Raw genomic sequence first — 22,353 nt, 5'->3', positions numbered from 1 at the left:
GCACCGGGAGCCCGGGACACCCGCCCCGCGGCCCTTCCTCCGGCTATCCGCCGCAGTCCGGCCATGACGAACACGACCGTCGTTAAGGTGAACCACATGAGCTCTCCCGCCGCCCGCTTCGACCGCGGCCACACCGACGACCTGATGACCTTCCTGGCGGCGAGTCCGTCCCAGTACCACGCCGTGGCCAACGCGGCCGAGCGGCTGGAGAAGGCCGGATTCAGGCAGTTGGCCGAGACCGACGCTTGGGACGCCAGCACGGGAGGCAAGTTCGTACTCCGCGGGGGCGCGATCATCGCCTGGTACGTGCCCGAAGGCGCTGCCGCGCACACCCCGTTCCGGATCATCGGCGCGCACACCGACTCCCCCAACCTCCGCGTCAAGCCGCTGCCCGACACCGGCGCCCAGGGCTGGCGGCAGATCGCCGTGGAGATCTACGGCGGCACCCTGCTCAACACCTGGCTCGACCGCGACCTGGGCCTGGCCGGACGGCTGACCCTGCTCGACGGCACCGAACGGCTCGTCAACATCGACCGTGCGCTGATGCGCGTACCCCAACTCGCCGTGCACCTGGACCGGTCGGTGAACACCGACGGGCTCAAGCTGGACAAGCAGCGGCACATGCAACCGATCTGGGGCCTCGGCGACGTCCACGAAGGCGACCTGATCGCCTTCCTCGAGGACGAGGAAGGCCTCGAGCGCGGCTCCGTGGCCGGCTGGGACCTGATGGTCCATTCGATCGAGCCCCCGGCCTACCTGGGCCGCGACCGCGAGCTGCTGGCCGGCCCGCGCATGGACAACCTGCTGTCGGTCCACGCCGGCGTCGCGGCCCTCGCCGCGGCCTCCACCGCGGGCACGCTCGACCACATCCCGGTCCTGGCCGCCTTCGACCACGAGGAGAACGGCTCGCAGTCGGACACCGGCGCGGACGGGCCCCTGCTGGGCAACGTGCTGGAACGTTCAGTCTTCTCGCGCGGCGGCTCCTACGAGGACCGCGCGCGGGCCTTCGCGGGCGCGATCTGCCTCTCCTCGGACACCGGCCACGCCGTGCACCCCAACTACGCGGAGCGGCACGACCCCTCGCACCACCCGCGCGCCAACGGCGGCCCGATCCTGAAGGTCAACGTCAACCAGCGGTACGCGACCGACGGCAGCGGCCGCGCGGTGTTCGTGAACGCCTGCGAGCGCGCCGGCGTCCCGTGGCAGACCTTCGTCTCCAACAACTCGATGCCGTGCGGCACGACGATCGGCCCGATCACCGCCGCCCGCCACGGCATCCAGACGGTCGACATCGGCGTGGCCATCCTGTCGATGCACAGCGCCCGCGAACTGTGCGGCGCGGACGACCCGTACCTCCTGGCCAACGTCATGCTGGCGTTCCTGGAGAACTGAGCCCCCGTCATCACGCCGTCACGACCGTGCCCGCCGGGGGACTCCCCCGGCGGGCACGGTGCTGACGGTGGCTCAGTCGAGACGGTGGCCCAGTCTGTACGGTGGCCCAGTCGGGACGGCGGCTCAGTCGTCCATCCCCGCCAGCACCAGGGGCAGTCGGGTCGCGCCGCCGGGGGTGATGCTCACCGGCACCCCCCAGTCCTGCTGGTGGACGTGGCAGGCGGGGTACTCGTTCTCCGGGTCGTCGTCGCAGGACGCGGCCATCGCGGAGACGTGCAGGACGCCCTCGGTCAGTTCCGGGTTCAGCGCGAGCTCCCGGAACAGGTCGGTCCCGGCCCCCTCCCCCGCCGTCAGCAGTTCGGGCGGCGTCGAGGAGACCAGCAGGCGGGTCGAGGGCCCGTAACGGGTGTCGAGCTTCTGCCCGGACGGTGCCCGGAAGACGATGTCGAGCCGCAGCGTGCCGGGGGCCACCTCGGTGGCGGCCCGCTGCGTGCGGTGCGCCACCGCGTCGACCCGTACGGCCTCCTCGGGAAGGCGCAGCCGGGTCAGCCGGTGCTGGGCCGACTCCACGACCACGATGTCGTCCCCGACGAGCACGGCGTCGCTGGGCTCGCGCAGATCGGTGGCCAGGGTGGTGACCTGCCCGGTGGCGGGGTCGTAGCGCCGCAGGGCGTGGTTGTACGTATCGCACACCGCGACGGACCCGTCGGGCAGCGCGGTGACGCCGAGCGGGTGCTGGAGCAGCGCCTGGGCGGCGTCGCCGTCCCGGTGCCCGAAGTCGAAGAGCCCGCTGCCGACGGCGGTGCGGATGGCATGGCCGCCGCCGTCGCCCACCTCCACGTACCTCAGTGCGCTCGTCTCGGAGTCGGCGATCCACAGCCGGTCCTCGGTGGCCGCGAGCCCGGACGGCTGCGCGAACCAGGCCTCGGCGGCCGGCCCGTCGTGGAGCCCCTCGTTGGTCGTCCCGGCGGCCACGGCCACCGTGTCGCTCTGCGGGTCCCACGTCCACAGCTGGTGAACGCCCGCCATGGCGATCCACACCTTGCCCTGCCACCAGGCCACGTCCCACGGCGAGGACAGGTCGACCTCGAGGGCCGGCCCCGAGGTCGGGGACCCCTGCCACCACTGCCGCCCGGTCCCGGCGACGGTCTCCACGGCCCCGGTCGCGGGGTCGAACCGCCGCAGCGCGTGATTGACGGTGTCGGCGACGACCACGGACCCGTCGGGCAGCAGCGCCAGCCCCTGGGGCTCGCTGAAGGCCTCCGGCCCGAACCCCCGCTCGCCGCCCCCGATGCGCCGTACGACGCTCTCCCCGTCGGGGGCCAGCTCCACCAGCTGGTGCCGGGTCGTATCGGAGACGAGCAGGTTCCCGGAGGGCAGCACGAGCGCCTTCCCGGGGAACCGCAGGTCCCCCGCCACCGGCTCGGGCGCCACGTACGGCCCGTCCCCGCGCCGCAGCGTCCCCTTCGCCTCGTGCTCTGCCTCCAGCTCCTCCACGAGCTTCGCGATGGCGTGCGCATGCCCCTCCCCGGCGTGCTGCGCGACGACGTACCCCTCGGGGTCGATCACCACGAGCGTGGGCCAGGCGCGGACGGCGTACTGCTTCCAGGTCGCGAGCTCGGGATCGTCGAGCACGGGGTGGTGCACCCCGTACCGCTCCACGGCGTCGACGACGGCGGAGTGCTCGGCCTCGTGCACGAACTTCGGCGAGTGCACCCCGACGATCACGACGGTGTCGCGGTGCTTCTCCTCCAGCTCGCGCAGCTCGTCGAGCACGTGCAGGCAGTTCACACAGCAGAAGGTCCAAAAATCGAGAATCGTGATCCGCCCCCGCAGGTCGGCGAGGGTCAGATCCTTCCCACCGGTATTGAGCCAGCCGCCCTTGCCGATCAGCTCGGGGGCACGGACTCGGGCTCGGCGGGGCGCGGGCGCGGGGGTGGGCGCCGGGGCAGCATCGTTCATCCTTCAAGCTTGCCATCCGGGTATGAACGCCGGATCACACCCGTACGGCACGGGGGTCCGTGGGACGCTGGGCGAGCAGTACGCGGAGTACGGTGCGCCGCTCTATCTCCTCGTCGACCGGATGGAGAAGACCGTCACCCTGTTCGCCGGGCCCGGACGCCTCGGCTACACCGAGGTCGACGGCCCCCACCCCTTCGGGACCTCGATCCGCATCCCGGAGCCGTTCGGGATCGACCTCGACACCACCGGGCTCTAGTCGCGCAATTCCCCGCCGTGCTGGTCGTGCACGGCTCTGACCAGGTACGCAGGGCAGGGTGGGATGAGTAGGCGTACTCAGGTGGCGGGGCCCGGCAGCTTCGAGACTGGCAACAGAGCGAACGAAGCGGAACGGGACGGGGAAACGAAATGGTGCGGCGCTGGTCGAAGACCGAGATGTGGGTGCCCGGTGCGTACCTGGCCGTGGTGATCGGGATGCTGGTCTACATCGCGATCGGCAGCCGGACCGGGGACATCGGGTTCTTCGGAGTCTGGCCGATCCTGGCCACCGCGCCGGTCAGCCTCCTGCTGCTGAGCACCTTCGGACCCGCGGCAGCGGCCCTGGACGAGACGCCTCCGGTCGAAGGGCCCGTCTACGAAGGCTCGCAGCCGCCTCCCGAGCCGGTGCCCACGGAGTTCGATCCGGAGTCCGCCCCGCGCCCCGCGGACTGGGTGGCACCGGACACGTCCTACGACGGCAAGTTCGACATGGGGACCGAGTTCGGCTTCTACGGTGCGGTCCTGGTCAGCGCCCTGATCAACGCCGCCGCGATCTGGGCCCTGCTCCGCCACGTGGCGCGGCGGCGCGACGCCCGGGGTGCGCGGCCCTAGGGCGCGGCCCTCGGATCAGGCTCCGAAGGCGTGGAGGGAGCGGACCAGGGCGGTGACGAAGGTGTCCTGGACCTCGGGCGGGAGGAGGTCCAGGGAGAGGTACGGGTTGAGGTCCTCCAGTTCCACCAGGAGGAGGTCGCCCGAGGGGGCGCGGCAGGCGTCCACGCGCTGGATGCCGTGGGTGAGGGTGTTCCAGGCGATGAAGGTGCGGGCGAAGGACAGGTCCGCGGGGGTCGGGTCGTAGGGGATCAGCTCCCAGCGGCGGTCCGGGTCGGGGGCGTAGAGGGCGTACTGGAAGGTGTCGTCGACGAAGTAGAAGGACACCTCGTACGCGAAGTCGATGCGCGGCTGGATCAGGAACTCCCCCGGGGCGCAGTCCGGGTGCGGGGTGAAGGTCAGGCCTATCGAGTCCGCTCCTTGTTTCGGCTTCACCGCGTAGGTGGGGGAGGGCGGCAGCACCGACACGTGCGCCGGGTCGTCGATCGTCGGGATGACCGGGTGGCCGGAGGCGGTCAGGTCGACGAGGTACTGCTTGCCCGCCATGTCGCCCCGGCCCGTCAGGGGGTTGTAGACGCGGGTGCCGGCGGCGAGGGCGGCCGCGCGGAAGGAGTCGTAGGCCTCCTGGTGGTGGAGGACCGGGCCGCTGTTGCGGACGACCACGGTGTCGAAGGCCGGGAGGAGGGCCTCGGCGTCCAGGGGGTGGCACAGGGCGAGGGGGAAGTGCTCGCGCAGGCGTGCGGTGAGGAAGACGTCCTCGTCGCCGTAGCGGCGGCCGCGCGCCGGGTAGGCCAGGTCGGTCACGTAGAGGAGTGGCATGACCGGAACCTATCGCGGGCAGCGATGAGGGCGTGAAATACCTGGTACGGGACAAAATGCTGGCCATCGGGGACGACTACTGGATCGAGGACGAGGACGGCCGGCACGCCTTCCTCGTGGACGGGAAGGCCCTGCGGTTCCGGGACACCCTGGAGCTGAAGGATCCCGACGGGCGGATCCTCATCACGCTGCGGGAGAAGCTCTTCGCCCTGCGCGACGCGATGACGCTGGAGCGCGACGAGCGGCGGCTGGCGGTGATCCGGAAGAAGCGGTTCTCGCTGCTGCGCAACCACTACTCGGTGGTGCTCAACGAGGGCACCGAGCTCGATGTCAGCGGGCGGATCCTGGACCGGGAGTTCAAGGTCGAGTACGACGGGGAGCTGCTGGCGCTGATTTCCCGCCAGTGGTATCGGATCCGCGAGACGTACGCCGTCGACGTGGTCCGCGAGGACGCCGACGCCTCGCTGCTGATCGCCGTCGCGGTGTGCGTGATCCGGATGGCGGAGAAGGAGCGGGAGGGCCCGGGCGACGAGCCGTAGTCCCCGCTCAGTCGCAGTCGCCGCGGCCGCAGTCCTGCAGCGGGCTCGCGCCGGGGATGGCCGTCAGGGCCTCGCGCAGGGCGGCGCGCTCCGGTCCGGTGAGGCTCTCGTCGTACGTGACCTCCAGCCGGGTCATGGAACCGACGGGCGACTCGTGGATGCCCGTCACGCCGTACGGCCAGAGGTCCCCCCTGGCGAGGCCGTCCTCGCCGTACAGGGGGCCGGGGATGACCACGGAGTAGGCGTACGAGGGCCGCAGCCAGGCGTCGTACGCCAGCGAGCCCACGCCGGTCAGCACCGCCGCGGTCCACAGCACGGCGGCGCCGGCGTACACGTGGGCGAGGACCGGGCGGCGGCGCGGATCCGCCGTGGCGGCCAGCAACAGGACGACCGCCGACGGGATCACCGTGAACAGGCCGAGTACGGCCAGCAGGGTCCCGAAGAGGAGTCCGAACCCACCGAGGACGAGGCACAGGACGCGGAAGGCTTCGCGTTCCCGGACGAAGAGGGGCGAGGCGATGATGCCCAGGGGGAGCAGCAGGAGCGCGCCCTGCGGGGACGCCATCCCCCAGGCCGTCACGACGGCCATGACGAGGACGGCGAGGCCTGCCAGCGAGCGCTGGAGCCAGTGGGGCCGCTCCGGAGCAGCGGAACCCGGTTCCGGCGCCGCCGCCGGTTCCGCCGCCGGTTCCACCGCCGGTTCCGGTTCCGCCGCCTGTTCCGGTTCCGCCGCCGTTCTTCCGTCCGCCATGGCCCGCACCCCGTACTCGTCCCCGTACTCGCCCTCGTCCGCCGATGGCTCCGGCCGAGTAAAGCACGCAGGTCCGGCGGGGTCAGAGGCCGAGGCGGCGGTCCTTCAGGGCCGGGAACTGCTCGCGGGTTTCGGCGACCTTCTTCGGGTCGAGGTCCACCGTCAGGACCTCCTCCCCCGGGCCCGCCTCCGCGAGGACCTCGCCCCAGGGATCCACGGCCAGGCTGTGGCCGGCCTGTTCCACGCCGCCGTTGGTGCCGGCCGTCCCGCAGGCGAGGACGTACGACTGGTCCTCGACGGCGCGGGCCCGGTTCAGCAGCGTCCAGTGGCCCCGGCGGCGGGCCGGCCAGCCCGCGGAGACGACCAGCGTCGTCGCCCCGGCGTCGACCAGGCCGCGGAACAGCTCCGGGAAGCGCAGGTCGTAGCAGGTGGCGAGGCCGAGGGTCTGCTCCGGCAGGGCGACCGTGGTCAGGGACTCGCCCGCGGACATCAGGACGGCCTCGCCCTGGTCGAAGCCGAAGCGGTGGATCTTGCGGTACGTGGCGGCGAGCTCGCCCGTCGGGGAGAGGACGAGCGCGGTGTTGTAGAGCGAGCCGTCGCCCGCGCGCTCCACGAAGGAGCCGGCGTGCAGCCAGACCCCGGCATCGCGGGCGGCCGCGGCCATGGCCCCGTAGGTCGGGCCGTCCAGCGGCTCGGCCTCTGTCTCGAACTGCTCGTAGGCGAAGGCGCCCACGGTCCACAGTTCCGGCAGGACGACGAGGTCCGAGCCGGACTGTTCGCGCACGAGGTCGGCGGCACGGGAGCGGCGGGAAACCACCGACTCCCCCTCATTCACCGCGATTTGGATCAGGGAAGCGCGCACAGTACCACCGTCCTGGCTGTCAAGCCGTCAACTCGGGCCTACGATCGTCACACGAAAGCACTGCCGGGGTGCTCACCGGCAGCGTAGTTTTGAAGCCATTGCACAAGCTTCCAGAACGCGCCAATGCGCCAATGAACAGCACGCGAGGGGTCCCGTTGACCGTCCATCCGCATCCCAGCCTTCAGCCCTACGCCGACGCGTGGACCCACTCCATCGAGGCGATATCCGAGCTGGTCCTTCCGCTGACGGAAGGCGAGTGGAGCCGGGCGACGCCCTGCCCGAACTGGTCCGTGCGCGATGTCGTCTCCCACGTCATCGGCATCGAGTGCGAGCAGTTGGGCGACCCGCGGCCGATCCACACCCTGCCTCGGGACCTGCGGCACGTGGTCGACGAGTTCTCCCGGTACATGGAAGTACAGGTCGACGTGCGGCGGCACCACACCGCGCCCGAGATGACCTCCGAGCTGGAGTACACGATCATCCGCCGCTCCCGGCAGCTGCGGAACGAGAAGCGGGAACCGGACACGATGATCCGCGGCCCGCTGGGCGAGCCGGCGACGCTGGAGCACTCGCTGCGGCTGCGCGCGTTCGACGTGTGGATCCACGAGCAGGACCTGCGGGCGGCCCTGGGCGCACCGGGGAACTGGGACTCGCCGGGGGCCTACGTGGCCAGGGACGTACTGCTCTCCGGTCTGCCGAAGGTGGTCGCGAAGAAGGCGGGCGCGCCCGCGAACTCGGCCGTCGTCATCGATGTGCACGGGGCGCTGGAGTTCATGCGGACCGTACGGGTCGACGCGGAGGGCCGCGGCACCATCGACAAGGCCCCCTCGCTGGGGCCCGCGGTGACGCTGACCCTGGACTGGGAGACGTACGTACGCCTCGCGGCCGGCCGGGTGCGTCCGCACACCGTGGCCGACCGGGTGAAGGTGGAGGGCGACCCGGCGCTGGCCGACGCCATCCTGGCCAACTTCTCCGTGACTCCTTAGGTTCGGAGAACCCTTGGTGTGGTCGATGATGTCGTCCGCTGCCGTGCCGGCGGCGGACCGGTTCGATTGGTTCGCCGACGTGGTGGCGCAGGAGTTGGTGTCCACGTCGATCAAGAGTGAGCACGCCCTGGACTTCCGGGCGGAGGCTGCCGTGCTGGACCTGGGCTCCGTCCAGGTGAAGCAGCTCGGCTACGCCCCGCTGCACTCCCGGCGCACGGCGGCGCACGTGCGCAGCAGCGATCCCGAGCAGTACCAGCTGGGGCTGGTGACCAGTGGGACCACGTGGGTCGCGCAGAACCGGCACGACTCGGGGCCCTTCTCGGGGGACCTGGTGCTGTGGGACACCTCCCGCCCCTTCGAGTCGGGCGTCCTCGGCACCCAGCCGCTCCACGTCGTGCTCCTCTCGCTGCCCCGCACGGCGCTCCCCCTTCGGTCGGACCGGGTGGAGCGGCTGCTCGCCGAGCGGATCCCCGCCGACCGGGGGATGGGGGCGATCCTCGCGCAGTACATGCGCTCCCTGGCCGCGCACGGGGAGGAGTGCGGGCCCGGCGAGCTGGAGCAGCTCGGGTCCGTCGCCCTCGACCTGGCCGGGGCCTGCCTCGCCGGGCGGATCGGAGCCGAGGACGAACTGTCCGAGGAGAGCCGGACCCGGGCCCTGCTGGCGCGGATCGACGCCTTCATCGGGCACAACCTCGGCGATCCGGAGCTGAGCCCGTCCGTGGTCGCCGCCCGGCACAGCCTCTCGCTGCGCCGGCTCCAGCTCCTCTTCCGGGAGCGCGGGGAGAGCGTCGCGGCCACGATCCGCCGGCGCCGGCTGGAGCGGTGCCACGCCGACCTCGCCGATTGCGCACAGCTCGCCGTCCCCGTCCACACCGTGGCCCTGCGCTGGGGGTTCACCAACGCCTCCGTGTTCAGCCGACTGTTCCGCGACACGTACGGGCTCAGCCCCAGCGGGTTCCGCCGCGCGGCGCCGCGGCAGGCCGCGGCGGCCGCGGAGGGTCCGGCGCGCGAGGAGTAGCAGGCCCCGGGCACGGCCGGGGCCGCTGCGCGCATTGTCAACGGTCCCTGCGCGCAGTGCACACCCGGCCGCGCGGGGCCCTCATAGGCTCGGCACGCGTTGGCCGGAACCCGACTCCGTGGAGTGGGCGGACGGATGGGTGGGAAAGGACGGGGGTCTGTCCCACCCGGACCCGTCCCGTCCTCCTCGGTGCGGGGGCCGCGCACAAGCCGGGCCGGCTCCGGATGTCACCCGGACGGTCGTGGGTCGGCAGGGGTGCCGACGGGGGCGCCGGCCCCGGCGGCGGCCACGGCGGTGGCGGCCGGAACCGGGGCCGGCGGGACGGCGGGGCCGCCGGCGGGGGCGGTGGCAGGGCCGACGCCGGGGAGGAAGCCGGGGAGGACGCCCGCTCCCATCCGTTCGCGTTCGCGGGCCAGGGCGCGGCCGCGCAGGCGCAGGATCTGGGCGATGCCCAGGAGTTCCAGGACGAAGACCGAAGAGAACGCGATGCGGTAGTCGTCCCCGGTGGCGTCGAGCAGCAGGCCCACCACCAGCAGGGTCGTCATCGAGGCGATGAAACCGCCCATGTTGGTGATTCCGGAGGCGGTGCCCTGACGTTCCGCCGGGTTGGCGGGCCGGGCGAAGTCGAAGCCGATCATCGATGCCGGCCCGCACGTGCCCAGCACCAGGCAGAGCGCGATCAGCAGCCACATCGGCGCGTGGTCCCCCGGATAGGCCAGGACCGAGCCCCACAGGAGGGCGGTCAGGGCGACCGTGCCCAGGGCGAGCGGGATCCGGGAGGACTGCCTGCGGCCGATGATCTGGCCGTAGACCAGGCCGAGCGCCATGTTCGAGGCGACCACCAGGGTCAGCAGCCCGCCCGCGGTGGTCCGGGACAGGCTCTGGGCCTCGACGAGGAAGGGCATCCCCCACAGCAGCAGGAACACCATCGCCGGGAACTGCGTCGTGAAGTGCACCCACAGGCCGAGCTTGGTGCCCGGCTCCCGCCAGGAGTCGGCGATCTGGCGCCGTACGAATCCCCGCGCGCCGGAGCCCGCCTGCGGTGCGGGCTCGTGGCCCTCGGGGTGGTCGCGCAGGAACAGCACGAGCGGGACCAGCACGACCAGCCCCGCCACCGCGCTGCCCGCGAACGCGGGCACCCAGCCGACCCCGTGCAGCACGGGGGCCAGCACCAGCGTGGAGATCAGGTTGCCCGCCATCCCGACCAGGCCGGCCAACTGCGCCATCAGCGGGCCCCGGCGGGCCGGGAACCAGCGGGTGCCGAGCCGCAGTACGGAGATGAAGGTCATGGCGTCTCCGCAGCCCAGCAGGGCGCGGGCCGCCAGGGCCATCCCGTAGGAGGGGGAGAGCGCGAAGCCGATCTGGCCGGCGGTGAAGAGCACGGCGCCGAGGGTGAGCACCTTCTTGGTGCCGAGCCGGTCCACCATCAGGCCGACGGGTATCTGCATGCCCGCGTAGACCAGGAGTTGGAGCAGGGAGAAGGTGGACAGCGCCGAGGCGTTCACGTGGAAGCGGTCGGCGGCCTCCAGCCCGGCGACGCCGAGGCTGGTGCGGAAGATGACCGCCACGAAGTAGACGGCGACGCCGATCGACCAGACGAGCACCGCCTTGCGGCCACCCGGCGGGTCCTTGAAGACAGCAGGGGAGGCGGCGGACGCGGAGCTCATCGGGCGGACCCCCGCACCAGTTCCCCGACCCGGCTCACGTGGGCCCGTACCGCCGCGGCGGCCGTGTCGGCGTCTCCCGCGCGCAGGGCGTCGAGGATCTCCCGGTGCTCGGCCAGCGTCCGCTCCACCCGCTCGGGGTGCGCGTGCAGCAGGGCCACGCCCATGCGGAGCTGGCGGTCGCGCAGTTGGTCGTAGAGGCGGCAGAGGATCTGGTTGCCGGCGCTGCGCACGATCTCCGCGTGGAAGGCCCGGTCGGCGGCCATCATCGCCCCGAGCTCGCCCGCGTCGCCGAGCCGGCGCTGCTCCTCGACCAGTTCCGCGAGCCGTTCCAGCAGCCCGGCCGGGGCGGGTACCGCCCGGCGGACGGTGAACTCCTCGACCAGCAGCCGGGTTTCGATGACGTCGGCGATCTCTTGGGCGGAGACCGCGAGGACGAGCGCGCCCTTCTTCGGGTACAGCTTCAGCAGTCCCTCGGTCTCCAGCCGCAGCAGCGCCTCGCGGACCGGTGTGCGCGAGACCCCGACGGCGTCCGCCAGCTCGCCCTCGGTCAACAGCACCCCGCCTTCGTAGCGGCGGTCGAGCACGGCCTGCTTGACGTGTTGGTAGACGCGTTCGGCAGCGGTCACGGTGGTACCGGCGGTTCGGGCGGGTGGCATGCGCACAGCATAGATACAACAGAGGTGCAACCCGGGAGCCCGTCCACCATGTGGACCCTCACCGCATGTGGATCCTCACCGCACCGTCCCTCACCGCACCGTGACGTCCAGCACGAACTCGTCGTACGCGGCCTCGTCCGGATACGGCGGACGCACCTGCGCGAAGCGGATCCTGGCCCGGCCCGCCACCAGCCCCCGTACGAGGTACAGCCGCTCCACCGTCGCCCCGGGCAGCGGCGGCCCCGCGGCAGGGTCCGGCGGCCCCGACGGCCCCTCCGCCACCGAGACCGCGTCCGCGTCCCCCGTCACCCGCCAGGTCCAGACGTAGCCGCGCGCACCGCGCCCGGTGAGCCGCAGCTCGTACGGCTCACCGGGCGCGAGCGCCACCTCGCGCACCTCCACGCGGACTCCTCTCCTGCGGATCTCCTGCGGAGACGGCCTATGCCGGGCCGATCACCGCCCCCTCGTGCCAGCCCGCGCCGTCGCGCCGGTAGTGCTGGAGCAGGCGGTCCGTGCGCAGGACGATCACCTCCAGGTTGAACCCGAAGCTGCCCTGGAGCATCCCGGTGACCGCCAGCACGTCGTGGCCGAAGACGGTGGAGCGCTGCCAGGCCGCGCCGCCCGCGTTGCCGCGCCACCAGTGCTCGACGCGGCCGCCCGCGCCCGTCACGCACAGCTCGTAGTTCCCGGCGGTGTCCTCGTCGGCCGCCCCGTACTGCGCCTCGATCAGGCAGGGCGCGGAGGTGATCCCGGAGCCGAAGACCTCGCCGGGGCGCCAGACGAACCCGTTCGGGTCGTCGCGCCACCACAGCTGCATCCGGCCGTCGGTGCGGGTGGCCACCAGGTCGAGGTGGCGGGAGCGGGTCTGGACCAGGGCCGGGCCGAAGTGCGCGATGCCGGAGGCGAAGCGGCCGCCGTCGTTCCAGGTCCAGGGAGCGCCGTTGATCCGCCACCAGTGGCCCAGGCGGCCGTCGGCGGTGCGGACGACCACCTCGAAGTTGCCGGGAGCCCCGTAGTCGCTCTGGATGAAGGCCGGGGTCGAGCCGACCGCCGCGTCGCCGGGGCCGAAGGCGCCGCCGTCGCGCCAGGCGCCGGCGAAGTGCTCGTAGTACCAGTGGCGGAGCCGGCCGCCCGTGGTGACGTGCAGGGACTCCATGTTCCGGTTGTACGTGGTCCCCGTGAAGGCGGGCTGGCCCGAGGCGTCGGAGGCGAAGCTCTGGGCGCGGTTCCAGGCGAAGGGGGCGTCGCCCTCGCGCCACCAGTGGGTCAGGGAGCCCCCGCCGACTCCGCTGAGGGACGCCATCTCGAAGTTGCGGTGGGCCCGGCCGTTGCCGCTCTCGTAGACGTTGCCGGTGTGCAGGCGGCGCTTGCTCCACGGGTCGATGTTGGTGTCCTGCAGCCCGCACTTCGCCCAGTCGTCGATCCGCGCCTCGCCGTACGCGATCCGGCCGTGGCCGCCCACGTGGTAGCCGGTCCCCCAGGAGTTCTTGAACAGCCAGCAGCCCGCCGCGTCGTCGTAGCCGGTGATCAGGACGCAGTGGCCGCCCGCCAGGCGGTCACTGGTGCGGTGATAGACGCCGGAGCCGAGGCCGAAGAAGTCCTCGTAGACGTCGAAGCAGGCGGTCAGCGGGCCCACCGTGTCCAGCCAGACCTTCTGCTGCTCCACGTCGCCGAGCAGGACGTGTCCCCCGGTGATGCGGACGGTCCGGCCCGAGCGGTCCCAGCTCGGGGTGTACTCGGCCCGCCAGGCCTCCCGGCGGTCGACCGGGGTACCGGGCGGCGGCGGCGAGTACGGCCAGCAGCCCGGGTCCGCGAGTCCGCCGTTGGTCCGGATCCAGTCGAGGGCGGCCTCGGGGCTGCCCGTCTGCCCGCAGGGGGCCTTCATCCCGTCGTGCACGTCCCCCTCGGACCGCTCGGCCCACACGTGGTGCTCGATGCGGGCCATCGACTCCACCAGGCCGGCCGCCCCGAACGCCCATGAGGCGCTGCACGGGCCCTGGTCCTGCACCTTGGTGAGCCAGGGCCACCCCCACCGGCTCCGCCAGTCCACGGCGGAGGGGCGGGCGGGGGCCCCGGTGCCGGTGCCCGTGCCGGTGTCGGTGTCGGGGAGCAGCCCGTGCGCCGCCCTGCGCCGGGTGAGGTGCGGATTGCCGCTGGCCCGGCCCACGAGGCTCCGCAGGTCCACCGGCGGCGCGGCCCCGGCGGGCGTCAGCTCCGCTGCCGCCGCCGTGCTCGCGCCCAGGCCCAGCGCGGGCCTCGGTACGCGATCCCCGTCGGCGAGGTGCTCGCTCACGGACCACCGCGCCCCGCACGCCGCGAGCAGGGCCCGCAGCTCCCCCGCCGTCTGGACACGCCCCTCCGACTGCTCCGGCATACCGGCCCCCCAACGCACCGTACGGATCCGCGCCCCGGGAGCGTCCACCGGCGCGGGGGGCGCGTCAAGGGGGTCCGTACGGTCGCGCGGCGGCACGCGGGGGCGCTGGCCGCTCGGTGAACGGGCCCCCCGGGCCGGGGACGCCGCCCTGCTCGGCGAGCACCGGCGGCGCGGCCCGCCCGGGGGTGCGGCCGCCGCTCCGCTGCTCGGAGTGCGCCGGGGCGCGGCCGCGCTGCCGCCCAGGGGCGAGCCTGATGCGGGCAGCGCTCCGCCTGAGCTCCGGGGTGGGGGCGAGCCTTGCTCGAACGCGAGCACCGGGGTGGGGCCCTGCCCGCTCATGGGTGGGCAGCGCGGGGGCGGGGACACTGCCGCTGCTGCGGGTTCGCCCGAGCGGGGGCCTGCCGCCGCTCCGGCGGCGAGCATCGGGGTGGGGCGGGCCTTGCCCGGCCGCGATCGCCCCCGGCGGGGCCCTGCCGCCGGTGGGCGGGCAGCGCCGGGGCCGGGGGTGCACCGATCTCATCGGTCAGGGGGAACCGGGCTGCGCCCATGTGCATGCCGTTCAGGTCAGCGGCTTGTCCCGGCTGCCCACGCCGAGATCTCCGCGGCGCCCCGCCGGACCGGTTCCTCCTGATCCTGGGCGAGCTTTGCGCAGGCCTCGGCTACGTCCGGCACACCGTCCGGCCCCACGCGTGCGTCGTGCACCCCGGTCTGCAGCCAGTCGGCCCGGTTGTCGTCGGCCTCCACGACCGCGAGAGCGATGAGCCTCACCGCGGCCGTCGTCCCCGTGCGGGCCAGGGCCTCCGCCGTCCGGCGCGTCACCGCGGTGTCCTCGGCATCCAGCAGCAGCCTCACCAGGACTTCCGCAGCTTCCGGAACATCGGCGAAGGAAGCGAGGTCGCGCCCGGCGCGAGCACGTCGCGTCCACGAAGGGGACGACGCCTCGGCCAGGGCCGACTCCAACCCACCCGTCATCTCTGTCACGGCCAGACCGTCTCATGCCCCGCGAAGCAGGCAACCGACCGCGACCGACCCGGCGGGGCGCTGCCGCTGGTGGGCGGGCAGCGCCGGGGCCGGGGGTGCGGCGGGTGCGGTGTTACTGGACGGGCAGCGGGACCGGGGCCGGGAGCGGGGGCAGGCCCGGGAGGCCGAGGCCGGTGAGCAGGGCGACCAGGGCCGCGACCAGGTCGGTCACCACGTCCGTGGCCTTGGCCTTGGCGTCGGTGGAGCAACCGCAGGGGCCGGCGGCCTTGGTGAGGCCGTCGACGGAGCCCTTGAGCTTGTCGATGGCACCCGTGGCCAGGTCGAGCGGGCCGGCGGCGGGCTTGGCGGCCTTGCGGACGGAGACGGTGAGCGCCACGGGCAGCGCAGGCGCCGCCACCGGGAGCTTCGGAGCCTCGACCGGCAGCTTCGGCGCCTCGACGGGCAGCGCCGGGGCCTCAACAGGGAGCTTCGGAGCTTCCACCGGCAGCTTCGGAGCCTCGACCGGGACCGCCGGGGCCTCCACCGGAAGCTTCGGGGCCTCGACCGGGAGCTTCGGCGGGTCCACCGGGAGGTTCGGGGCCTCCACCGGCGGGACCGGTACCGGCAGGGCCGGGGCGGCGGGCAGGCTCTTCTTCAGGTCCTCGATCGCGGCGGCGATCTTCTCCTTGAAGGCGGCCAGGTCCGCCTCCGGGATCTTGCCGTCGGGGGACTTCAGGATGGCGGCCAGCAGATCGGTGATGGGTTTGAGCAGCCCGCCGAGCCCGCCCAGCGACTGGACCTGCGCGAGCAGGGCCTCGGTACCGGGGATCGCCTTCCCGGCCGGCGCGGCCGCCACGAACGCGGCGGCGGCCTGCGGCTTCGCGGACGACTCCGCCGCCGCCGACGCCAGACCGGGGGACGCGGTCAGCAGGGTCAGGCAGAGGGCGGCGGGGACGGTGTAACGCGTGATGCGGTGCAACGAATCTCTCCTGTCGAGGAGCCCCGACATGGGACGTGCCGGAGCGTGACGTGGGACGCGACATGGGACGTGTCCCAGCCCACTCACCGACACCCCGTCAGCCCCCGCAACCCGAGCCCCCGCACCGCCCGTGCGGACACGCCGCGCAACCGGCCTACGTACGCCCTTGACCTGCGCGTACACCGTCACCCTCGGGCGATGCCCCGTCAGGCGGGCCCCTCCCAGCGGATCTCGCCGTCCTCGACCCGGTCCGTGGCGGCGAGTCCGACCCGCGTGGCGACGGCGGCGGACGCGGTGTGGTCGGGGTGCACGTGCGCGATGACGGTGCGCACCCCGGCCTGCGTCCCGAGCCACTCGACCATCGCCCGGGCCGCCTCGACGGCGATGCCGCGGCGCTGCCAGGGCGTACCGATGACCCAGGCGATCTCGGCGGCCTCCCCGGACACGGTCGCCTGGACCGTGCCGGTCAGGCAGTCCTCGGCGTCGAGCCGGACCACCCAGTTGCACCAGGTGACGGCGGGGTCCGGCGAACCGGCGACCAGTCGTTCGTAGCGGGCGTGCAGCTCCGACTCGGTGAGGGGGGCTCCGCCGATGAAGCCGTGCAGCTCCGGATCGCCCAGCACGGCCGCCATCTCCTCGGCGTGCGCGACCTCCAGGGGCAGCAGGGTCAGCCGCCCGGTCCGGATGCTCACCCGGCCTGCGTCGCCGCGAAGTCGGCCCACGCGGTGGCGGTGACCCGGATGACCGGCCCGTCGCCCCGCTTGCTGTCCCGGACGGCGACCGTGCCGACGATGTTGGTGGCCACCTCGACGCACTCCGAATCGGCCTGGTCGTCGCTGTAACTGGACTTCACGAACTCGAACTGGTTCACGGGCTTACATACCTTTGCTGATGGAGTCGATCAGGTTCACGGAGTCATGCGGCGAGAGACTCAGACGGGACACCCGTGCGAAGGCCCGGCTGAACGCCTCGTTGCCTTCCGACCCCTCCACCCAAACCTTAGCCGCGGCCGTCTCGGCGTAAGCGACGTCCAATGCACCTTGTTCAGCGAACGAAACGATGTTGAACGAGCCCGAGGCGCCATGGTGCCCTCCCGCCCGGAAAGGCAACACCTGCACGTGGACGTGGGGGAGCCTGGCCATCTCGGCCAGGTGATTGAGCTGCCCACGCATCACCTCGGGGCTACCGATCTGCTGGCGCAATGCGGCCTCCCACACCACCGCGTGGAATTCCAGTGGTTGCTCGCCCCACAGCCGCGCTTGTCGCTTGACCCGAGACGTGACCAGCACCTCGATCTCGTCGGGGTGCGACCAGTTGGACGTGACCCCCAGCGCCCGAATGTACTCGGGAGTCTGGAGCAATCCAGGAACAAGGGCCAGCTGCCACGTACGGATCCGCGTGGCCACCTGCTCCATCGCGATGTACTCACCAAGGTTGCCGACGAGGTGCATCTGCTGCCACCAGCCCTTGGCCTTGCGCCGCTCGCGGTCCAGCTTGGCCAGCGCCAGCAATCCGGCGACGGCCGACTCGTCCGTCTCCCCGTAGAGCTTGCACAGGGCGACGATGTCCGGGTCCCGGAACGGAACCCAGCCTCGCTCCATTTTGGCGACCTTGGCCGCCGTCGCACTCAGCACCTGCGCCGCTTGCGGCTGCGTCAGGCCCGCAGCGTCCCGCAGGCGCAGCAGCTCCCCGCCCAGTCGGCGTGCCAGCACCGTGGATACCCGGTTGTCCGTGGGCACTTGATCCACCTCCTCGTACCCGGGGCAGTCTTCCGCGCCCGGACCGAACCGCACAACTACTCCGTGGGGATAGATATCTCCGGAAGAGGTTGCACCCATCCACGCGCTCACCCTACGGTCGGTGACGAACCACTCACCGCACAGAGTCAGTTGGCGGAAGCGCACCGGGCTGCCCACGAAGCGGCACCGGCATGCCACCGCCCGTACCGGAGGTGCAAGGTCATGGAGCGTCACGACGTACGGAACTACCCGCCCCGCCAGGACTCCGTACCCACCGCCCGCCGGCACACCGCGTGGCTCGCCGTGGCGTGGGGGCGGCCCGAGCTGGCGGCCGACGCGGCGTTGCTGACCAGCGAGCTGACGACCAACGCGCTGCTGCACGGCTCCGTCTGGGACCGGTACTTCCGGGTCGAGGTCAGCCTCACCGGAGCAGTGCTCCGCATCGAGGTCACCGATCCGAAAGGAGAGCGCCGCCCCGAACCGCGAGCGGCGGTCGCCGACCACGACCAGTTCGGGCGCGGACTGCACATCGTCAAAGCCCTCTCGGCGCACTGGGGGTGTACGGACCGGATCGTCGGCAAGACGGTGTGGGCGGAGCTGGCCCAGGGCGGAGGGCGCGAGTCCCCCCGTTAGGGTGATCCACATGGATGGGTGGACGGCGCCGAGTTCCATCGAGCGCGAGCTGTACGAGGCCAAGGCGCGCGGGGACTGGCCGGGATACCTGGACGCCCTCGCCCGGAGCGAGCTGTTCCTGCCGCAGTCCCGGGCGCAGGTCGACGCCGAGCCCACGACGGCCCGCTTCCACCCCACCCCGGACCGGCGCTGCCTCGTCGTCCACACCCGCGGGATGCTGCCCGTCCCCGACCCGCACACCGTGTACCTGCCCAGGTCACTCGCCTGGTTCTCGAACGCCTGGGACTCCGCGGACCCCCCGCACCTCGCCGTGAACCCCGGCTCCCCCACCGAGGCCTACCTCACCACCACCCCGGCCGACCTCGCCCGCTGGCGCGCCCACTGGGACGCCGCGGCCCCGGTCTGGGGCCTCGCCCCCGGAGCCGTGCACTCCCTGCACGTCGGCGGCCCGCTGCACGGGCCGGTCGCGCACGGACTCGCCGTCGGAGCCCATCTCGCCGTCTCCAACGGGGAGTTCTGGAACGCGCTGGCCTACCACGGCAACGGCTACACCCGTGAGCGCGAACGGCTGCGCAAGGGCTGGGGCATCACCGGCGCCACCGAGTGGCACGACACGCTGCGCCGCCTGCTCGCCACCGAGATGGTCAGCCCCGTCTGGGAGTTCGCGCTGCGCGTGCGCCGCCTCCTCGCCTCCGACTTCGCCGGCCCCGTGGACGTGGAGCACTGGCGGCACGCCGCCGCCTCTTCCCTACGCCGCAGCGCCGAACGGGCCGCCGAACCGCAGCTCACCCCCGAGGGGGTCACCGTCGCCGCGCCCCGCCCCACCGCCGAGGTGGAGGGCGAGGTGACGGGCGTACAGCGGCTGATCGGCCGGATCGCCCGCTACGAGCAGCGCTTCCGCGCCGACGGGCTGCTCCCCGAGGACGGCTGGGTCCGCTCCGTGGAGGGCTGGGACCAGGGCCGGGCCTCGCAGATGGCCCGCTGGGGCCTCGGGACCCGCTACGGAACCCTGGCCGACGCGGAGCACGGCGTACTGGGAGCCGGGGAGGCGGCGAAGGCCACGTACCGCTCGTGGGAGGAGTTCTCCGCCGGGTACGCCCTGGGGCGCTGCCTGCACTTCGACGAGGAGGAGTTCGGCGAGTGGTACACGGGCGTGCTGGCCACCCACCTCACCCTGGTCACCGACCCGGCGAGCCCCTGGCGCAACATCCCCTGGCAGACATGACGCGGCAACCGCCCATCACGACGGAGCACATGGACGGCGCGGCCGCGTTGCGGGCCGCGGACGCGTTCCGGCTGATCTACGCCGAAGCGTTCGCGGAGCCCCCGTACGAGGAGACCGGGGAGGACGTCGCCGCCGCCTTCCTCCACTTCCCCGCGCAGACACGCCGGCACGGCTTCCGCGCGGCCTTGGCCCGTACGCCGGAGGGCGAACCGGTCGGCATGGCCTACGGCTGGATGCTCGCACCCGACGCGGTGTGGTGGGACGAACTCACCGAGCCCGTGTCCGCCGCCATGCGCCGCGAGGACGGCCACCGCACCTTCGGGCTCGTGGAACTCGCCGTGCGCGCACCGTGGCGCGGACAGGGTGTCGCCCGGAGTCTGCACACGGCGCTGCTCGATGACATCCGGGCCGAGCGGGTGCTGCTGAACGTCCACCCGGAGGCCAGGGCGGCCTCGGTCGCCTACCGGGCGTGGGGATACCGCAAGATCGGCGAGGCAAGGCCCCGGTCCGCGGACGCGGACCTGCATGACGTGATGCTGCTCGATCTGCGGCGCTGAAGGCGCGAGCGCGAGCGCGCACGGTCAGGAGTCCATGGCGGCCTTGTCGGACTCGCTGCGCAGGACGCAGAACTCGTTGCCCTCGGGATCGGCGAGGACGGCCCAGCCCGAGCCGTCGGGGTTCCGGCGATCGGCGACCAGTACGGCGCCGAGGCCAAGGAGCCGGTCCACCTCCTGTTCGCTCGAGGTCTCGGGGCGCAGGCACAGGTGGATCCGGTTCTTGACCGTCTTGGCCTCGGGCACCTGGTTGAAGTACAGCGCCGGGCCCTGCGCGAGCAGTACCTGTGTCGCCGGGTCACCCGGTCGGGCGTCCGGATCCACCGGGCGGCCCGTCACGCCGCTCCAGAAGCGGGCCAGCCCATAGGCATCCGCACAGTCGATCGCCACGTTCTGCACTACCGAAACCATGCGCCCCAGCCTTGCCGATCACCGCTCGGGACACCACCGGGTTGTGGCCCACGTCACGGCCCGGACCTCAGGCGGCCGAAGCGATGGGCGCCCCGAAGTCCTTGCCCTTGGACTCCGCGTCCGCGAGCGCCTGCGCGTACGAGGCCTCCGCGAGCGGGATGAGCTCGGCCATCGCCGGGTTGGTCGCGGCCAGGGTCAGCTCGGGGACGATGAAGTCGACCTCGGCGCCGAACATGGCGGTCAGGAGCCCGTCCAGGTAGTTCTGCACGTACTCCAGCCCCTCGCGCGGCGTGCCGGCGGCGTAGGAGCCGCCGCGGCTGGCGACGACGGTGACCGGCAGGCCCTTGAGGGGCGACTCGGGGCCCGCGGTGCGGCCCATCACGATGACCTGGTCGAGCCACGCCTTCAGGGTCGAGGGGATCGAGAAGTTGTACATCGGGGCGCCGATCAGCACGGCGTCCGCCCGCTCCAGTTCCTCGACCAGCTTCAGCCGCTCGGCGAAGGCCGCGGCCTGCTCGGGGCCGTGGGTGGCGGGGTCGGTGAAGGCGGCGAACGCGGCGGGGGCGCCGAGGTGCGGGGCGGGGTCCGCGGCGAGGTCGCGGTAGACGACGGTGCCGTCGGGGTTCTGCTCCTGCCAGGCCTTGCGGAAGGCGGCGGTCACCGCACGCGAGGTGGAGCCCTCGGCGGGGCTGAGGGACGAGTCGAGGTGCAGAAGCGTGGCCATGGGAACCTCCGAGGAGCGCGTTTTTTCGTACGTCACTAGTAATAACACAGCCACTTACTTTTTTTCATCCCCTAAATCGGAGGTAGTACCCTGGAGCCATGGCGGACAAGGGGAAGCACCAGGACACGGAGGCCTGCAGCCGGGTGAGCGACGGCATCACCCAGGTCTTCGGGCTGCTCGGAAAGCGCTGGACCGGCGTGATCGTGGCCTCGCTCCTGGAGGGCCCGGTCCACTTCGCCGATCTGCGCAGGTCCATCACCGGGATCAGCGAGCGCATGCTGTCCGACCGCCTGGTCGAGCTCGGAGCCGCCGGCCTCGTCCTGCGCGAGGTGGACGAAGGCCCGCCCCTTCGGGTGGCCTACCGGCTGACGGAGCGGGGCGCCGCGCTGAAGCCCGCACTCACGGAGCTGGGCCAGTGGGCGGAGAAGTGCCTGATCAAGGGCGAGGACACCTGCTGACGGCAGGCCCTAGGGAAGCCCCGGCCGCACCGCCGCCCAGGCGTCCACCGCCATCGCCAGGGGATCGGTCGCCGCGAGGTACGGCCGGGCCGGCTCCGTGCAGCGCAGCAGGTTCTTGATGCGGCGCAGCCGCAGGATGGCGGGGCGCGGCAGGTCCCGCCAGCCGGGGGCCTGCTCGGCCGCCTGCGCCGGGGTCAGCTCGAAGAGGGCCAGCACGTCCCGGCACAGGGCGGCGGGGTCGCGCTCCGGATCACCGTCCCCGCCGGGGCCGAAGCGCTGGAGCAAGTAGCTCCGTACGTACGGCCGTTCCTCCGAGCGGTCCGCCCGGTCGAGGGCGGCCAGCGCGACCCGGCCCCAGCGGAGCCGGACCCCGTCGGGCAGTTCCTCGTCCTGCATCCGGCTCGTCGCCAAGGACCTCAGCTGCTCCGGGTGCGGCTCCTCCAGCAGCGGGGGGCCGGTGGCCAGCCACGCCTCCAGTTCGGCCAGCGCGTGCCCGTCGGGCGGTACGTACGTCAGCACCTGCCCCCCGGCGAGCAAAGCGACCACGGACCCGGTGAGGTGCACCTTCGCCACGTGCCCCGCGTCGAAGAACCCGACGGCGCGCCCGTACCGCTCGATGTGCCGCAGCCCGATCCGCAACTCCCCCACGGCGTACACCTGCCCGGCACGCGCCACCCCGCCGATGCACCGCACCACGCACACGCCGCCCGCGGCATCGGCCGCCTCGACGGCACACACCTGCAACTCCGCGAAGGACACCCCGCCCCACCCCTCTCCCGG

General features: G+C 72.8%; 25 protein-coding genes and 1 pseudogene. 10 read left to right on the top strand and 16 right to left on the bottom strand.

Annotated elements, in window-relative coordinates:
• Positions 1-96: 96 nt before the first annotated feature.
• On the top strand, positions 97-1,392 hold the full coding sequence (locus tag OG247_RS22850; RefSeq protein WP_327253992.1) for a M18 family aminopeptidase: 1,296 nt from the start codon (positions 97-99) through the stop codon (positions 1,390-1,392).
• A 123-nt stretch (positions 1,393-1,515) separates the two neighbouring features.
• Here OG247_RS22850 and OG247_RS22845 read toward each other — a convergent pair whose 3' ends face one another.
• Positions 1,516-3,354, bottom strand: coding sequence for an NHL domain-containing thioredoxin family protein (locus tag OG247_RS22845; RefSeq protein ID WP_327253991.1), 1,839 nt, complete (start codon positions 3,352-3,354; stop codon positions 1,516-1,518).
• A gap of 76 nt (positions 3,355-3,430) precedes the next feature.
• On the opposite strand from OG247_RS22845, the pseudogene OG247_RS22840 reads away from it, so the two are divergent.
• Together OG247_RS22840 and OG247_RS22835 are read left to right on the top strand one after the other, a co-directional pair.
• Positions 3,431-3,610 (top strand): annotated as a pseudogene (locus tag OG247_RS22840) (Uma2 family endonuclease); the annotation flags it as partial.
• 149 nt (positions 3,611-3,759) lie between these two features.
• Positions 3,760-4,221, top strand: coding sequence for an SCO4225 family membrane protein (locus OG247_RS22835; protein ID WP_327253990.1), 462 nt, complete (start codon positions 3,760-3,762; stop codon positions 4,219-4,221).
• Positions 4,222-4,236: 15 nt separating this feature from the next.
• Here the strand turns inward: OG247_RS22835 and OG247_RS22830 are convergent, their stop codons facing one another.
• The gene (locus tag OG247_RS22830) at positions 4,237-5,037 is read right to left on the bottom strand and encodes a hypothetical protein (RefSeq protein ID WP_327253989.1); all 801 of its coding nucleotides are present in this window, start codon (positions 5,035-5,037) and stop codon (positions 4,237-4,239) included.
• A gap of 32 nt (positions 5,038-5,069) precedes the next feature.
• Between OG247_RS22830 and OG247_RS22825 the strand changes: the two genes are divergently transcribed.
• Positions 5,070-5,576: an LURP-one-related/scramblase family protein gene (locus tag OG247_RS22825; protein WP_327253988.1), complete on the top strand. Its 507-nt coding sequence runs from the start codon at positions 5,070-5,072 to the stop codon at positions 5,574-5,576.
• A 7-nt stretch (positions 5,577-5,583) separates the two neighbouring features.
• Here OG247_RS22825 and OG247_RS22820 read toward each other — a convergent pair whose 3' ends face one another.
• Positions 5,584-6,327, bottom strand: a complete 744-nt coding sequence (locus tag OG247_RS22820; RefSeq protein WP_327253987.1) for a hypothetical protein — start codon at positions 6,325-6,327, stop codon at positions 5,584-5,586.
• An 82-nt stretch (positions 6,328-6,409) separates the two neighbouring features.
• Entirely contained in the window at positions 6,410-7,189 is a 780-nt protein-coding gene (locus OG247_RS22815) for a carbon-nitrogen family hydrolase (protein WP_327253986.1), read from the bottom strand.
• Between the two features lie 131 nt (positions 7,190-7,320).
• Here OG247_RS22815 and OG247_RS22810 point away from each other — a divergent pair, with 131 nt between their 5' ends.
• Both OG247_RS22810 and OG247_RS22805 read left to right on the top strand, forming a co-directional pair.
• Positions 7,321-8,175: a maleylpyruvate isomerase family mycothiol-dependent enzyme gene (locus OG247_RS22810; RefSeq protein ID WP_442813374.1), complete on the top strand. Its 855-nt coding sequence runs from the start codon at positions 7,321-7,323 to the stop codon at positions 8,173-8,175.
• Positions 8,176-8,200: 25 nt separating this feature from the next.
• On the top strand, positions 8,201-9,193 hold the full coding sequence (locus OG247_RS22805; RefSeq protein ID WP_327253985.1) for a helix-turn-helix domain-containing protein: 993 nt from the start codon (positions 8,201-8,203) through the stop codon (positions 9,191-9,193).
• 227 nt (positions 9,194-9,420) lie between these two features.
• Here OG247_RS22805 and OG247_RS22800 read toward each other — a convergent pair whose 3' ends face one another.
• From OG247_RS22800 to OG247_RS22760, 9 genes are all read right to left on the bottom strand, one after another.
• Entirely contained in the window at positions 9,421-10,860 is a 1,440-nt protein-coding gene (locus OG247_RS22800) for an MFS transporter (protein ID WP_327253984.1), read from the bottom strand.
• Positions 10,857-11,516, bottom strand: coding sequence for a GntR family transcriptional regulator (locus tag OG247_RS22795; protein ID WP_327253983.1), 660 nt, complete (start codon positions 11,514-11,516; stop codon positions 10,857-10,859). Before OG247_RS22795 ends, OG247_RS22800 begins: the two co-directional genes overlap by 4 nt.
• A 90-nt stretch (positions 11,517-11,606) precedes the next feature.
• Positions 11,607-11,918, bottom strand: a complete 312-nt coding sequence (locus tag OG247_RS22790) for a protease inhibitor I42 family protein (RefSeq protein ID WP_327253982.1) — start codon at positions 11,916-11,918, stop codon at positions 11,607-11,609.
• 37 nt (positions 11,919-11,955) lie between these two features.
• Positions 11,956-13,890: a C1 family peptidase gene (locus tag OG247_RS22785; RefSeq protein ID WP_327253981.1), complete on the bottom strand. Its 1,935-nt coding sequence runs from the start codon at positions 13,888-13,890 to the stop codon at positions 11,956-11,958.
• A 564-nt stretch (positions 13,891-14,454) separates the two neighbouring features.
• Entirely contained in the window at positions 14,455-14,862 is a 408-nt protein-coding gene (locus OG247_RS22780; RefSeq protein WP_327257584.1) for a hypothetical protein, read from the bottom strand.
• Between the two features lie 121 nt (positions 14,863-14,983).
• Positions 14,984-15,829: a hypothetical protein gene (locus OG247_RS22775; RefSeq protein WP_327253980.1), complete on the bottom strand. Its 846-nt coding sequence runs from the start codon at positions 15,827-15,829 to the stop codon at positions 14,984-14,986.
• Positions 15,830-16,035: 206 nt separating this feature from the next.
• Positions 16,036-16,521 (bottom strand): GNAT family N-acetyltransferase, encoded by a 486-nt coding sequence (locus tag OG247_RS22770; RefSeq protein ID WP_327253979.1) that lies wholly within the window; start codon positions 16,519-16,521, stop codon positions 16,036-16,038.
• The gene (locus tag OG247_RS22765; RefSeq protein WP_327253978.1) at positions 16,518-16,700 is read right to left on the bottom strand and encodes a DUF397 domain-containing protein; all 183 of its coding nucleotides are present in this window, start codon (positions 16,698-16,700) and stop codon (positions 16,518-16,520) included. Before OG247_RS22765 ends, OG247_RS22770 begins: the two co-directional genes overlap by 4 nt.
• A gap of 4 nt (positions 16,701-16,704) precedes the next feature.
• Positions 16,705-17,568 carry a helix-turn-helix domain-containing protein gene (locus tag OG247_RS22760; protein ID WP_327253977.1) on the bottom strand — a complete coding sequence of 288 codons (864 nt, stop codon included), beginning with the start codon at positions 17,566-17,568 and terminating at the stop codon, positions 16,705-16,707.
• Between the two features lie 222 nt (positions 17,569-17,790).
• On the opposite strand from OG247_RS22760, the gene OG247_RS22755 reads away from it, so the two are divergent.
• From OG247_RS22755 to OG247_RS22745, 3 genes are read left to right on the top strand one after another with little or no spacing between them, the layout of a single operon-like run.
• The gene (locus tag OG247_RS22755) at positions 17,791-18,201 is read left to right on the top strand and encodes an ATP-binding protein (RefSeq protein ID WP_327253976.1); all 411 of its coding nucleotides are present in this window, start codon (positions 17,791-17,793) and stop codon (positions 18,199-18,201) included.
• Between the two features lie 10 nt (positions 18,202-18,211).
• Positions 18,212-19,426, top strand: a complete 1,215-nt coding sequence (locus OG247_RS22750; protein ID WP_327253975.1) for a DUF1266 domain-containing protein — start codon at positions 18,212-18,214, stop codon at positions 19,424-19,426.
• Positions 19,423-19,983, top strand: coding sequence for a GNAT family N-acetyltransferase (locus tag OG247_RS22745; RefSeq protein WP_327253974.1), 561 nt, complete (start codon positions 19,423-19,425; stop codon positions 19,981-19,983). The genes OG247_RS22750 and OG247_RS22745 overlap by 4 nt, the downstream gene beginning before the upstream one ends.
• A 24-nt stretch (positions 19,984-20,007) precedes the next feature.
• Here OG247_RS22745 and OG247_RS22740 read toward each other — a convergent pair whose 3' ends face one another.
• Positions 20,008-20,391 carry a VOC family protein gene (locus OG247_RS22740; protein ID WP_327253973.1) on the bottom strand — a complete coding sequence of 128 codons (384 nt, stop codon included), beginning with the start codon at positions 20,389-20,391 and terminating at the stop codon, positions 20,008-20,010.
• Between the two features lie 67 nt (positions 20,392-20,458).
• Entirely contained in the window at positions 20,459-21,115 is a 657-nt protein-coding gene (locus OG247_RS22735) for an FMN-dependent NADH-azoreductase (protein ID WP_327253972.1), read from the bottom strand.
• 98 nt (positions 21,116-21,213) lie between these two features.
• On the opposite strand from OG247_RS22735, the gene OG247_RS22730 reads away from it, so the two are divergent.
• The gene (locus OG247_RS22730; protein WP_327253971.1) at positions 21,214-21,573 is read left to right on the top strand and encodes a winged helix-turn-helix transcriptional regulator; all 360 of its coding nucleotides are present in this window, start codon (positions 21,214-21,216) and stop codon (positions 21,571-21,573) included.
• A 9-nt stretch (positions 21,574-21,582) separates the two neighbouring features.
• Here the strand turns inward: OG247_RS22730 and OG247_RS22725 are convergent, their stop codons facing one another.
• Complete coding sequence (locus tag OG247_RS22725; protein WP_327253970.1) at positions 21,583-22,332, bottom strand: hypothetical protein; 750 nt, start codon at positions 22,330-22,332, stop codon at positions 21,583-21,585.
• Between the last annotated feature and the right edge of the window lie 21 nt (positions 22,333-22,353).

Origin of the sequence: Streptomyces sp. NBC_01244 (assembly GCF_035987325.1) — a bacterium.
Lineage (GTDB): Bacteria > Actinomycetota > Actinomycetes > Streptomycetales > Streptomycetaceae > Streptomyces.
This window is presented reverse-complemented; position numbering and strand designations above follow the sequence as displayed.